Below are 13,347 nucleotides of genomic sequence, written 5' to 3'. Positions count from 1 at the left end.
CCAGGCGGGACGTTCTCGTCTCCGCCGAATGATCGAAACGGCGGCGATTAGGGGCTGTGCGGAAATGCGAACTGAAACAATCCAGACGGGAGAGAACCGCGCGTCGACGATCGACGTCGCCTGGTTGATCATCGCCGCACGAGTCTTGCTGAGCCTCTGCCTGGGCGTCTCGCTGCTGGTGCTGATCGCTTGGCCGGCGGCCTGGACGTCGCTACGCAGCGTCGTCGACGGCCTGCCGACGATGAAGGTCAACACGGCGATCGGCCTGGCGCTGCTCTCACTGGCGGGGCTGCTGCGCACCCAGGCGATTTGCTCAACCTGTCGATTCCACTGCGCCGGCAAGTTCTGCGCGCTGTTGGCCGTCCTGTTGGGATCGGCCTGCTTGATTCAGGACATCGCTGATGTCGATCTGGGAATCAATACGCTGATATCCGCCGACCCGGTCTCGGTTGCGGCAGGACAGACGCCGGGGCTGATGTCTCCGGGGACGGCGCTGGGAACTGTGCTGCTAGGGATCGGCATCTTCTTCTATCGCGGCCGCGGGCAATGGCTCGGAATCGGAATGACGCTGGGGGGCGGCCTTGTCGGCGTGGTCGGCATCGTCATTTTCCTGTCGCGGGCCAGCGGCATGCGGGATCATCACTTTTATTCGACCTCGGCGCTGCATACGGAGATGGTGCTGGCGGCGATCTCGGCTGGCGTCTTGCTGTCGCTCCGCGGACTAAGTCTCGCCGCCGAAGAAGAGGATGGGACGAACCTGAAGAAAGAAATGCGACGTGCCCGACCTTTGGTCGCGCTCGTCTGCGTCACGCTGGCGGTCGGGCTGCTGGTGACCGGCTTTCTCGTTCGCGACTCGCAGCGTCATATTCGCAATACGAACCACACCTTGTTCCTGAAACGGAGCGAGCTGTTGACCGAAGAGATCCAGCGCCGCGCCAACCTGTGCGTTTACGGACTGAAAGGCGCCCGCGGGATGTACGCGGGCAGCGAACATGTGAGCCGGGACGGGTTCAAGTCTTATGTCGACTCCCGCGACCTGCCGGCCGAATTCCCAGGGGCGATCGGCTTCGGCATGATTCAGCGCGTGCCGCGTGACGAGATCCAACAATTCATTGCAGCCGAACGAGCCGACAACGCTCCCGACTTCGACGTCCTTTCGCTCGGTGACGAGTCGATCGCCTACGTGATCCAGCACATCTATCCCTTAGAGCCCAATCGTCGGGCATGGGGTTATGACGTCGGGTCTGAGACGACTCGCCGGACGGCGATCGAAAAAGCGATTCGCACGGGGGAACCGACAATCACCGGCATGATTCATCTATTGCAAGACGATAAGATCCGCGCCGGTTTTCTCTACTATGTTCCGATCTACGAGAATGGGTCAAGCACTCGGACCCCCGAGGAACGCCAAGCCAACTTGGCCGGGGTGCTTTACGCGCCGATCATTCTGGAGCGCAGTCTGGATCATATGGGCGATCTAGTCAATGCGGGTCTCGATTTTGAAATTTTTGATGGCGACCAATTGGCGCAGCAATCGCAACTGTATGATCACGACGGCCATTTAAAAGATGAGCCAGGCCAACACGACGACGGAACCGACTATTCAGGCCGCATGTTCGTCAACATTGCCCGAATTCCGGTTGGTGGCCGGACGTGGACCATCAGGACGAGCACGCTCCCGCCGTTTGAAGCGGAAGTTGATCGCGTCACCCCGGCGTTCTTTGGTTTTGGGGGGGTGGCGCTTAGCTTGATGCTGGCCGGCATCGTGTGGGCGATGGGTCTGAGTCAGGCCCGGGCCTTGGCGCTGGCCGAAGACATGACGCACGAACTGCGAATCAGCGAGCAAACGGCAAATCACGCCGCCGAAGAGGCGGAACGGCTGGCGAAGATCGTCCGCCGCACCAGCAACGCCGTCGTCATTACGGACGTCGACGGCCGAATCGAATGGGTCAACGACGGCTTCACTCGACTGAGCGGATACGAGCTGAACGAGGCGTTCGGCAAACGTCCGAGCGAACTGTTGTACGGCCCGAACAGCAATCCGGATGCGGTCGAGCGGCTCAGCGATGCGCTGCGTCTGCGCGCTTCGACCAATGCCGAAATCGTCAACTACGCCAAAGATGGCCGCGAGTACGTCGTCGCCATCGAAAGCGCACCGCTGACGGATTCTAGCGGCGCGTTGACCGGCTACATGCTGATCGAAAGCGACATCACCGAAAAATGCGCCGCCGAAAATCGCTTGAAGGCGCTGAACACCGAATTGACGATGGCCCATCAGGAAGCGAAACGGGCCAGCCGAATCAAGAGCGAATTCTTGGCGAACATGAGCCACGAAATCCGCACCCCGATGACCGCCATCATCGGCTTTAGCGACATGCTGCTGGATGACGAAGTCTCGAACGAAGATCGCAAGAAGGCGGTCAGCACCATTCAGCGCAACGGCACGCACCTGTTGGAACTGATCAACGACATTCTCGATCTCTCGAAGGTCGAAGCGGGCAAGTTCGACATCGAGCTTCGTCCGATGGACCCGGCCATGGCGCTGCGCGACTTGGAAGAGCTGATGAGCGACCGCGCCCATGCTCAGAAGAACCGCCTTACGTTCAAGACGGTGGGCGAGCTGCCGAAGTCGATCCTCTGCGATTCGACCCGCCTGAAGCAAGCGCTATTGAACCTGGTGGGTAACGCGATCAAGTTCACCAAGAACGGCGTGGTTCGAGTTTCCACTCGCTGCGACGTCGAACGTGAACAGTTGATTTTTGAGATTTCCGACAGCGGCATCGGCATGTCGGACGAGCAGATGCAGCACGTCTTTCAGCCGTTCCGTCAGGCCGACGCCTCGATGACGCGCAAATTTGGCGGTACCGGCCTTGGCTTAGCGATTACCAAGCAGATCGCGATTCTGCTGGGGGGCGACGTCACCGCGACGAGCGAGCTGGGCAAAGGGAGCACGTTCACTTTGTCGATCGGAACCGGCGATCTGGCGGCGGCCGCAGCTAGCGCCGAAGACGAACCGATCGCCAAGACCCAGCCGCAGACTGCCGACGCGTCTTCACTGAAACTATCGGGTCGCATCCTGTTGGTCGAAGACGGGCCCGACAACCGCAAGCTGATTAGCTTTATCTTAAAGAAGGCTGGTGCCGAAGTGACGACCGCCGAAAACGGCAAACTTGGTCTGGACGCGGCCCTGAAAGCCTGGCAAGCCGACAATCCGCATGACGTCATCCTGATGGACATGCAGATGCCGGTCATGGACGGCTATACCGCGACCGAACTGCTGCGCAGCGCGGGTTACAAAGGACAGATCATCGCGCTGACCGCCCATGCGATGCGAGGCGACGTCAACAAGTGCCTCGACGCCGGGTGCGACGCGTACCTGACCAAGCCGATCGAACGCCGGTCGTTCCTGGCCGAGATCGCCACCCGGATCAACACGTTGTCGCCGGAACAACGCCCGGTCGACGCCTAAACCGCCGCTTTCCTGACGCCGCCGTTTACGATCCAATAGAGGGATTCCCTGCCCCTTGTTTCAGGAGCCCTCCCGATGCACGTCAGTCCCTATCTGTTCTTCAATGGCAATTGTCGAGAAGCGCTTGCGTTTTACGCCGAGTTGTTCGGCGCGACCGTCGAGGCGATGTTTCCCTACGCGGGCTCTCCATCCGAAGAGCAAGTCTCGGCCGACTTTCGCGACAAGATCATGCATGCTTGCCTGACGGTGGGCGAGACGCACTTGATGGCGTCCGATTGCCCGCCCGAGGTTTACGACAAGATGCAAGGAATGAAGGTCTCGCTGGCGCTGGCCGATCCAACCGAAGCGGAGCGGATCTTCGCCGGACTGTCGCAGCAAGGCGATATCGAGATGCCGCTGCAAGAGACGTTTTGGGCGTATCGGTTCGGCATGGTGACCGACCGATTCGGCACTCCCTGGATGATCAACTGCGGCAAGCCCGAAATGGATCGCTAAGAAGCAGGCTACGCAAAAAACCGCAAGCGGCCGTCGCCACTTGCGGTTTTCATGCGCGTGCAGCGATTCTGGGTTAGAAGCTGGCCACGATTTGGGCCGCTTGTTGTTTGGCCGAGTCCTTGGCTTGGCCTGCGACTTCCGGCGCCGCCAACGTCGGCTCGACCAGGATGTTTTTGATGTCGGTGAAGCCGATGAAGCCGAGCAGGAACTCGAGATACGCCTTCTGGTAGTCGATCGCCTGCATCTGCTCGCTGGAGGAATAGTCGCCGCCGCGCGCGTAGATCACCGTGATCGGCTTGCCGGTTACCAGGCCTGAATAGCCGGTCTCTGGCGAAAAGCTGAACGCCAGCCCCGGCTGGGCGATAACGTCAATGAAGTGCTTTAGCTTGTACGGAATGGCGAAGTTCCACATCGGGACGCTCATGACGTACTTGTCGGCCGAGTTGAACCGCTCAAAGACGTCGGTGACGGCCTTCCACGCGGCAGCCTGTTCCGGCGTATGTTCTTGCCCATGCAGGATCTGATACTTGGCGTTCAGGACATCGCCATCAAACTCCGGCAGCGAAGTCGACCACAAGTCCCACGTGTCGACCTCGTCCGCCGGATGCGCCTCTTGGTACTTCGCTAGGAACTCCTTCGCGACGGCGATCGACGCCGAGCGGTCTTTACGGGGAGACGATTCGAGATAGAGCAATTTGGCCATAGGACGATCTCCTGTGGTTTGGCGGTGACGAATTACATTGCGCCGCAATCACTGTCGCAACGCGCTTTTGACGAAAAAAATGGAGGAGCTACTTACTCGCTGTTGTCTTTCGCTTCCGACTGACGAGCCCGAAAGAGCAGCTTCGACAGCGTACGCAGCTGTTGGTCGCTGAAGCCGGCAAACTGCGTTTCATGCAGCTCACTGAGCGGTTTATCCAACTGCTTTAACACGGCCTTTCCCTTACTGGTCAACGAGACCCAGACGACGCGACGATCATCCGCGCTGCGCTCCCGCTCGACCAATTCGCTCGCTTCCAGGCGATCGACCAGCCGCGAGATGTCGGTCTGCGCCGTGATCATGCGTTGGGCGATCTGGTAGGTCTGCATTGGCTCCCCTTCCCCACGCAAAATTCGCAATGCATTGTACTGTGCGTCGGAAAGGGAATGTTGCTTCAGCAAGCGGGTGACTTCACTGGCGAGCTGCTCATGAGTGCGCACCAGATTCAAGAACGCCTCTTGGCGCAAGCTTTCAAACGGCTTGCGTTTGCCGATCTCGGCGGCGAGCCCGCTCTCCATGTTCGCTGACGTCTTCTTCATACCCTAGTTTTACGTCACGCCATTATATGTTGCAACATGCATTTTTAAGAAAAGAGCGAAGCGGGGAAAAACTTCACACCCGGCGTCCGATTGTCGCCCTGTTCGATCTCGCAACCGCACTACGAAACATCGCGTGACGGCCGCAACAAATATTGGAGGAAAGGTGGCAGCCATATCGCCCCTGGGTAGATTACATGCCCTAACAAGTGGCATAGCGGAGAACTTGGAGAGCAACTTTACCGTTACTTCAAGATCTGCCCAAACCCGCTGCTTATTTGCCCAATTGCGCAGATAGCAACTGTTAGGATTGGCGGCACCTCATCCATGCGCCATTAAATCTTCGTCCATCTTTTATTTTTCTAGTCGTATCTGGAGTCAGGCCATGAGGTTTCAGCGCCAAGGATTTACGCTGGTTGAGTTGCTTGTCGTGATCGCAATTATAGGAGTCTTGATCGCACTGTTGTTGCCCGCCGTTCAGCAGGCCCGTGAAGCTGCTCGTCGCATGCAATGCACGAACAACATGAAACAAATCGGCCTGGCGATGCACAACTATCATGATACCCACAAGTTGTTTCCCCCAGGTTTCAACAACGAACTTGGCTGGGGTTGGGGCGCCAAGATCCTGCCATTCATCGAACAGACGGCGCTGTATGACGAAATTGATCAGGTCAACGGGCTGATGGACTTGTCGGACGCCGATATCCTGGCCGCCGTTCAAATTCCGCTTGACGCATTCCGCTGTCCGTCGGACGTCGCTCCCGACTTGAACGACAAGTCCGTACCGGTCGTTGTCGCCAGCGAGGAGATCGCCTACTCCAGCTATCTCGCGAGCATGGGGTCCTACAAAGACGCCACCGTCACCCAACTGGGACTCGGGATGTTCTGGCCGCAAAGTCGTGTCGCTTTTCGCAACGTTCTCGACGGGACCAGTAACACGTTTCTGATTGGCGAGCGAGAGTATCAACACACGATCGGCGGTCTGTGGGCTGGCACCACCACGTCAGGGCCGGGACACCAAAACAAGAAGTACATTCTCGCTTCGACCAACACCAGCGACGGTCTGATCAATGACCCGACCAAATACAAAGGATTCGGCAGCTTTCATCCCGGCGGCGCCAACTTCGCTTTCTGCGACGGATCGGTTCACTTCATTTCCGAAACGATCGACGCGACCACCAATAGCGGGCCGAACATGAGTTTGTATCAGCGGCTCGGAGATCGTCAGGACGGCCTAACGGTGGAAGGATTTTAGAATGCCGAAAACAAACTTCACGAATAGGAAGCCGCTTTGCTCGGCGGCTCGATCCTCGCTTTGGGTCTGCGGCTTGCTGGCTTTCGCAGGCTGTGGAGGATCTACCTATGACGTCGCCCCGGTAAAAGGACAAGTGACGCTCGATGGAGAACCGATCCCGCAGACCAGCGTCATGTTCCTGCCCGACTCGGGGCGTCCTGCGGTCGCCATTACCGACGAACAGGGGAACTACGAATTGGCGTACACGCGCGATAGCCGGGGCGCTCCGCCCGGAATCTATCGCGTCGAAATCAGCACGGCGGCGCTCCTTTCGTTTCCGAAACCATCGGACGAAAAGTTCCCTGCTCGGTACAACACCGAAACCGAACTAGTCTACGAGGTGAAGGACGAAATCAATCTGATCGACTTTCACCTGCAAAAAAAATGAACTCGACATCCCTACGTCGCACCGGCGGCGTAGGGATTTTTTTCCACTTCGTCGCGCCAATCGATTGCCACAGCGACTATCCGCGCCCCTCCAGGTTCGGCAGCAGCGCGGTCAGCAGTCCGACTAGCGGCAGATAAGCGCAAATGCTGTAGACGTACTCGATACTCGTCTGGTCCGCCAGCCAACCGAGCGCCGCGGCGCCGATGCCGGCAATGCCAAAGGCGAATCCAAAAAACATGCCGGCGATCATACCGACCTTGCTAGGCATTAGTTCCTGGGCGTAAACGATGATCGCCGAAAACGCCGACGCCAAGATCAAACCGATCGGCACGGTCAGCACGACGGTCCAAAACAAGTTGGCGTAAGGGAGCGCCAACGTAAATGGCAACACGCCCAAAATCGAAAACCAGATCACCGTTTTGAAACCGACCCGATCGCCAACCGGTCCGCCCCCCAGCGTTCCTACGGCGACCGCTCCGAGAAAGACGAACAAGTACAGCTGAGCCGATTGCACTGGCACGTCAAACTTGTCCATCAAGTAGAACGTGTAATAACTGCTCAAACTGACCAGGTAGATGTACTTCGAGAAAACCAACGTCAGCAACACGCCAACGGCCGCGTAGACGCGAACTGGCGACAAGCCTGACGTCTCATCCAATTGGATGCAACGCGGATTTTGTTTCAGTTCGTTCAGATGACGTTGATACCAGCGCCCGACGTAACCCAAGATCAACAGCGCCGCAACAGCCCCGATCGAAAACCAGGCGATGCTTTGTTGTCCCCAAGGGGCGACGACGAACGCCGCCAAGAGTGGACCGATCGCCGAGCCGGCGTTCCCTCCAACTTGAAATAGCGATTGGGCAAAGCCATACCGCCCGCCAGAGGCGATCCGGGCGACTCGTGAGGCTTCCGGATGAAACACCGATGAGCCCATTCCCACCATCGCAGCTGCGACCAAGATCGAGCTGAAACTGCCTGCCATCGCCAGCAGGTTTAGTCCCACCAAGGTGAAGCCCATGCCGATCACCAACGAATAGGGCCACGGGCGGCGATCGGTCGCCATCCCGACCAGCGGTTGTAAGAGCGATGCAGTAACTTGAAAGGTAAAGGTGATCAGCCCCACCTGAAAGAACGAGAGGGAATAGTTCTCTTTCAGCAATGGATAGACGGCCGGCAGCAACGACTGCATCACGTCGTTCAGCATGTGCGATACGCTGAGCGCCGCCAGGATCGCCACTACCATTTGGGCGCGGCTCACCTTCGCGTCATTGACTTCGGTCGGGGTCGGTAATTCCGGAGAGACTTCGCTGGTCAGCGTGGGGCCGCTGCTGTCGGTCGCCATACGTTCTTCTTGGGGCTTGCTTGCTGCATGAAGGGCATCCCCGATTGGATGCCGCAGAACGCCGAAAGAGACAGTAAGCGAACAAATAGGGTTCGCCCCACCAGCAAGTGTGGGGCGTTTGGCGGCCAAATGGCTTCACTAGCAGTCCGTTGATTTTCTCGACGGACTGCGTGATCGCACGGATGCGATCCCAAAATAACGACGTAAGTCGTTATTTTGCGAGCCGCGAAGAGCTATGCTCTGAGCCTGGCGAGGTTGGAAAATGCCACGATGGCATTTTTCACCAGGCTGCTAGCCTTCAAATCGCTTTTCGTAGACGACGGCGCCATCGACGTCAATGTGGCGAAATAGCAGTCCCGGCTGCTCGCCGGTCCGATCAACGTCGACGCACAGAAATCCTCCCGCGACCCGCAAAAAGCGGTGCTCCGGCAGGAAGTTCTTTTGATTCCAGCCCCCTGCATGTTTGTTGGTGCTGGGCCCACTGCAGAACTCGTTGAGCCCCGTCGCATCATCAACCGAGTGATATTGCCAATGACGATCGCCGCAGATGACGTGCATATGGTTGTCGACCAGGAACTTGCGAGCGCGATTTCCCTCGGAGGTCCAGACTGCGTTGGAGTGGTTGTCGTTCTTCCCCTGCGGTCGATCAGGTCCGACGATTGGAGTCGGACTGATCAGTATCTTGAATTTGGCGTCCGATGCGGCGACCGTTTGCTGCAGCCATTCCCACTGCTGCTCGCCCCAGATCGATTTCTGGGGACCATCCGCCATAGGATTGGGGCTGCGAAAGTCGCGGCCTTCCACAATCCAGACCTGGAGATCTCGTCCCCAGCGAACGGTGCGGTAAGGAGACTCACCCATCGGGTTCTGTTCATCAAAAATCGCCAATCCTTCCGCAAAGGTAAGATCACCAAATTTTTGACCAGGCCACGCATCGTCTTTCAAGACGTCGTGATCATCCTTCATAAAGTAGGAGGCCATGTTCGGATAGAACTGGCGATGGTATGGCAGGTTGTCCATCCGGTGCCAATGCAAGCGAGCCAATTCGACGTTCCTTGCCAGCGGTTCGGTATCGCCGTCGTAGTAGACGACATCGCCCGTATGGACAAAAAACTGCGGCTTTAGCTTCAGCATCTCTAGATAGATTTTTTGCCCCAGGCCGGGCGCATCCATCGTCGCGTACTTATGACAGGAAGTGACGACGAAGCGAATCGGCGTGATCGTTTCGGCAAGGGGCGCGGTCTTGAAGGTTCCGTCGGTCTGATTCGCCCCCAGCGAGTTCTTCGCTTCCAAGACAAAGCGATACTTAACGCCCGGAGAGAGATCGCTCAACGGAATCTGCGTGGCGAAGTCGCCATCGGCCGTCGTCGACTGCCAGGCGGTCGTTTTTTCGGAACCCGATTGCTCGGCGATCCAGTAGCGCACGCGCACGTCGGCGGCGATGCCCGGCAATGCGAAATTGGAGTCGCATTCATCTGCCGAGGAGGTCCGGGTCCAGAGAATGGCTGAGTCGGAGGTGACTTCCCCGACTTTGACTCCGCTCCCGAAGTAGGGTCCGGTCGTACTCTTTCCAAAGCTTTGTGCAGCAAATGTCAGCGGCAGTCCGGCAGCCAGCAGTTTAAGTGACGATCGACGGCGCATGTTCAACTCCCAATTCAGTTTACGACTAGACTGCCCTAACCTCACATTACTAAATTTGGGGGAGATGAGCCTTCAAAATCCTCCCAAATTCACGCAAAAAAGGCGAAAGAGGAAAATCTCAAAAATCCTAAAAACCGTCGCCTGGCGAGCCTCTCGCAGATAAGAATGGGACGATGCGCGAAACCTCTCTTTAACTGGGTCCGCGAGTCGGAAAAGACACCGCTTGCAGCCTATTTGGCGCCGCAACGTGGACGTCCACTTTTGATCGAACAGCTAACGTAAATTCGTGATCACACACTTTCTCTAATGCGCTTCAATCGTATCCCTCGGCGCTCCCAAAGAGACGACAACTTCAGGAGCCTCTCAATGGATATCTCGCATAACTGGTTCCTGTGGGCGATTCTCTCGGCCGGGTTTGCGGCGCTGACGGCGATCTTCGCCAAGATCGGGCTCGAGGGAGTCAACTCGGACTACGCCACGTTGATCCGGACGATCGTCATCCTGGTCGTGCTGGCAGCGTTCGTGTGGGCGACTGGGGCGCTGAGCGATCCGCGCCAGCTCTCGGGCAAGACGATCGGCTTCCTCGTCGCCTCGGGTCTGGCGACGGGCGCTTCGTGGGTTTGTTACTTTCGCGCTTTGAAGGTCGGCGAAGCTTCGCAGGTCGCGCCGGTCGACAAGTTCAGCGTCGTTTTGGTGGCGATCTTTGCCGTGATCTTCTTGGGAGATCGCCCGGCGGGGCGCGAGTGGTTGGCGATTGCCCTGGTTGGCGCCGGAGTGATGCTGCTGGCTTGGAAACGCTAACTGCCTGTTGAGAAAATCAAAGGACTGCTAAGCTTTCGTCGGCGGTATCAAACCCGGTTTGAAGTCGCAGTTCTGCGCTTTTGCGCTTGCGGTTCACCGAATTGGCGCGGGTCTGGCCCGGCGATTTCGGTACAAGTTCGCCCGGTTATTGGGAAAAGAGGGAATGAACCGTGCCGCCAGAATCGGCGAATTTTACGACTTCTGAGGGATCCACGCTGCACAATCGGCATAGTCGCTTTCCCCCGCGCCGAACGGTGCACTGCAATCTCGGAATGACCACATTGGTTTTTGTGATCGTCAACCTATCTTTGCTCAACGCGCTCCCTAGATCGGTTTTCCTCCGTCTGTATCGTTCTGGCTGGTTGCGGAAAGCAATTGATTAGTCCGGGATTAGTTTCATGAGCATCCAACGAAAAATCATCGTTCAAGTAACGCTCAGTTGCTTGGCACTGGCCTTCATCGTCGGCCTCGGCTGGCGGACTTCCAGCTATCTGCTCGGACAACTCGACCAAGTCGTCGACGAAAAATTCGTCCACCTGATTGATCACGAAATCGCTCCGCTGATCGAAGACGAAATGCTGCCGGTCATCAATAAAGACCTGCCCGAGCTTCGTCAGATGCAGGAGAGCATCGAACTGATGCTGCAGGCCGATCGCGACGTTCACCAGGCGATCATCGCTGAAAAACTCGCCCTGGCGGCGACCAGCGAAGAGCAATTCCAAGCCGCTCAAGCGACGCAAGAAGAAAACATCGGCCAAGCCGACAAACGGCTTCGTCTGGCCGCCAACGGCATGAACGATCCAGAAGTTCAAACCGTCTACAACGGTCTGATGGCGAAATTCAAGCTGTGGGCCGAAGCGTCCCGCAAGATCTTCACCGACGCTCAGAACGAGGCGAAAAAAGCGGAAGTCCAAGCGGCCAGCGACTATGGCTATGGCCTGGAGTCGTTTAGCGACTTCCGCGGTCACCTAGACGCGGTGACCGAGGCCCAAGCACAATCGCTCGCTCGGACCCGCGCCAAGTTGGAAGCGAAACAAGAACGGATCGCCCAGAAGCGAGCCGAAGCGAACGCCGCCCGCGACGCGGTGTTGGAAACGGCCGTTCAGATCCGCGCTGAAGCGGCCCAGAACATCTGGGTTCTGCTGACGATCGGCGGTCTGTCGATCGTCGCCATGTCGGTCTGCGGATGGCTGATCGCTCGCTCGATCCTGTTGCCGCTCAACGCGACCACCAAGATGCTGGACGAAATCGCCCAAGGCGATGGCGACCTGACTCAGCGTCTGCCGGAAAACAAACGTGACGAGCTCGGCCGCCTGGCCGGTTCGTTCAATCTGTTCGTCACCAAGATCCAAGAGATCATTCGCGAACTGATGGGAGATACCGAAACGCTCAGCAGTTCGTCGAACATGCTGAACGCGACCTCGGGTCGCATGACCGACGGCGCCAGAAGCACGCAGGAGCAATCGACCAGCGTCGCCGCCGCCGCCGAAGAGATGTCGGTCAATATGGAGTCGATCTCGACCAGCACCCGCGAAATGAACCGCACCATCGAGTCAGTCGCCGCGGCGGTCGACGAGATGACCTCCAGCGTGGTCGAAATTGCCCGCAACGCCGAAAACGCCACCAACACGTCGCGAGAAGCGTCGCAGTTGGTTGAAGCGAGCAACGCGACCGTTTCGGCGCTCGGCTTGTCTGCGATCGAAATCGGCAAGGTGACCGAAGTGATTCAGGAAATCGCCGAGCAAACCAACTTGCTGGCCCTCAACGCCACGATCGAAGCAGCCCGAGCCGGCGACGCCGGTAAGGGATTCGCCGTGGTGGCGACCGAAGTGAAAGACCTCGCCCGCCAGACCACCACGGCAACCGAAGACATTCGTCAGCGGATCTCGCGAATTCAGGAATCGTCGCAAGACGCCGTCGAATCGATCGGCAAAGTGCTGACGGTGATTCACAACGTCGACTCGGTCTCGCGCTCGATCGCCGCGGCGGTCGAAGAGCAAAGCATCGCGACCAAAGAGATCTCACGAAATCTGTCGTCGGCATCGACCAACGTTCGCGGCGTGACGGTCAGCCTGGAGCAATCGACGCAGGCCAGCACCGAAGTCAGCCGCAACATCGTCGGGGTCAAAAAGTCGGCGGACGACGCCGCCGAAGACTCGGCCCAGACCCGCAACGTCAGTCTGGAACTGACCCGCGTGGCCGACAAGATCCAACACATGGTGGGTCAGTTCCGCTGCTAGTCGGCGGCGACCTTCCACCTTCGACCACCCTCGCCCGCCTTCCCCGAAGGCGGGCATTTGTTTGCGCACTCTACGCAATCGGCACGCCCCGATAATCGGCACAATCGCTACGATCCCGATCTCCCAGGCCAATTCCCCAACTGGGGCCTGCATTTTCAGCCGCGTCGTAATTGTGACGTAAACTTCCCTATGAACAACGACGGCTCCGCAAATCTTGCCGGCAATTCCGAAATGCGCGAATACCTCCACACTTCGTTCAAGAGTCTAGAGCAGTTCATCGAGCAAATGGACTCGGGCGACTGGACCTACGTATTCGTCTTCGCGGTTATTTTCGGCGTGCTGTGTATGCGTGGAATCGGAAATCGCACCAACGCCTAGGCG

General features: G+C 57.9%; 11 protein-coding genes. 7 read left to right on the top strand and 4 right to left on the bottom strand.

Features of this window, described 5'->3' with window-relative positions; genetic code table 11:
* Nucleotides 1-64: 64 nt before the first annotated feature.
* A complete protein-coding gene (locus tag Enr8_RS05115) occupies nucleotides 65-3,469 on the top strand; it encodes a CHASE domain-containing protein (RefSeq protein ID WP_186767440.1) in 3,405 nt (1,134 codons plus the stop codon).
* A 75-nt stretch (nucleotides 3,470-3,544) separates the two neighbouring features.
* A complete protein-coding gene (locus tag Enr8_RS05110) occupies nucleotides 3,545-3,964 on the top strand; it encodes a VOC family protein (RefSeq protein WP_146429509.1) in 420 nt (139 codons plus the stop codon).
* Between the two features lie 73 nt (nucleotides 3,965-4,037).
* Here the strand turns inward: Enr8_RS05110 and Enr8_RS05105 are convergent, their stop codons facing one another.
* Together Enr8_RS05105 and Enr8_RS05100 are read right to left on the bottom strand one after the other, a co-directional pair.
* Nucleotides 4,038-4,667 carry an FMN-dependent NADH-azoreductase gene (locus Enr8_RS05105; RefSeq protein ID WP_146429508.1) on the bottom strand — a complete coding sequence of 210 codons (630 nt, stop codon included), beginning with the start codon at nucleotides 4,665-4,667 and terminating at the stop codon, nucleotides 4,038-4,040.
* Nucleotides 4,668-4,759: 92 nt separating this feature from the next.
* On the bottom strand, nucleotides 4,760-5,263 hold the full coding sequence (locus tag Enr8_RS05100; protein ID WP_222434795.1) for a MarR family winged helix-turn-helix transcriptional regulator: 504 nt from the start codon (nucleotides 5,261-5,263) through the stop codon (nucleotides 4,760-4,762).
* A gap of 382 nt (nucleotides 5,264-5,645) precedes the next feature.
* Between Enr8_RS05100 and Enr8_RS05095 the strand changes: the two genes are divergently transcribed.
* Nucleotides 5,646-6,515, top strand: a complete 870-nt coding sequence (locus tag Enr8_RS05095; RefSeq protein ID WP_146429507.1) for a DUF1559 domain-containing protein — start codon at nucleotides 5,646-5,648, stop codon at nucleotides 6,513-6,515.
* Nucleotide 6,516: 1 nt separating this feature from the next.
* Nucleotides 6,517-6,942, top strand: a complete 426-nt coding sequence (locus Enr8_RS05090; protein WP_146429506.1) for a carboxypeptidase-like regulatory domain-containing protein — start codon at nucleotides 6,517-6,519, stop codon at nucleotides 6,940-6,942.
* A gap of 76 nt (nucleotides 6,943-7,018) precedes the next feature.
* On the opposite strand, the gene Enr8_RS05085 is transcribed toward Enr8_RS05090, so the two are convergent.
* Both Enr8_RS05085 and Enr8_RS05080 read right to left on the bottom strand, forming a co-directional pair.
* Nucleotides 7,019-8,284 (bottom strand): MFS transporter, encoded by a 1,266-nt coding sequence (locus tag Enr8_RS05085; protein ID WP_146429505.1) that lies wholly within the window; start codon nucleotides 8,282-8,284, stop codon nucleotides 7,019-7,021.
* Between the two features lie 291 nt (nucleotides 8,285-8,575).
* Nucleotides 8,576-9,925, bottom strand: a complete 1,350-nt coding sequence (locus Enr8_RS05080) for an alkaline phosphatase D family protein (protein WP_146429504.1) — start codon at nucleotides 9,923-9,925, stop codon at nucleotides 8,576-8,578.
* 366 nt (nucleotides 9,926-10,291) lie between these two features.
* Here Enr8_RS05080 and Enr8_RS05075 point away from each other — a divergent pair, with 366 nt between their 5' ends.
* From Enr8_RS05075 to Enr8_RS05065, 3 genes are all read left to right on the top strand, one after another.
* Entirely contained in the window at nucleotides 10,292-10,726 is a 435-nt protein-coding gene (locus Enr8_RS05075; protein ID WP_146429503.1) for an EamA family transporter, read from the top strand.
* 398 nt (nucleotides 10,727-11,124) lie between these two features.
* A complete protein-coding gene (locus Enr8_RS05070; protein ID WP_146429502.1) occupies nucleotides 11,125-12,966 on the top strand; it encodes a methyl-accepting chemotaxis protein in 1,842 nt (613 codons plus the stop codon).
* A gap of 189 nt (nucleotides 12,967-13,155) precedes the next feature.
* Nucleotides 13,156-13,344, top strand: coding sequence for a hypothetical protein (locus Enr8_RS05065; RefSeq protein WP_146429501.1), 189 nt, complete (start codon nucleotides 13,156-13,158; stop codon nucleotides 13,342-13,344).
* Nucleotides 13,345-13,347 lie beyond the last annotated feature (3 nt).

The sequence above is a fragment of the Blastopirellula retiformator genome (assembly GCF_007859755.1).
In the GTDB taxonomy this organism is placed as follows: Bacteria; Planctomycetota; Planctomycetia; order Pirellulales; family Pirellulaceae; genus Blastopirellula; species Blastopirellula retiformator.
The sequence above is the reverse complement of the archived record's forward strand: the minus strand, read 5'-3'. Positions and strand labels throughout refer to the sequence as shown.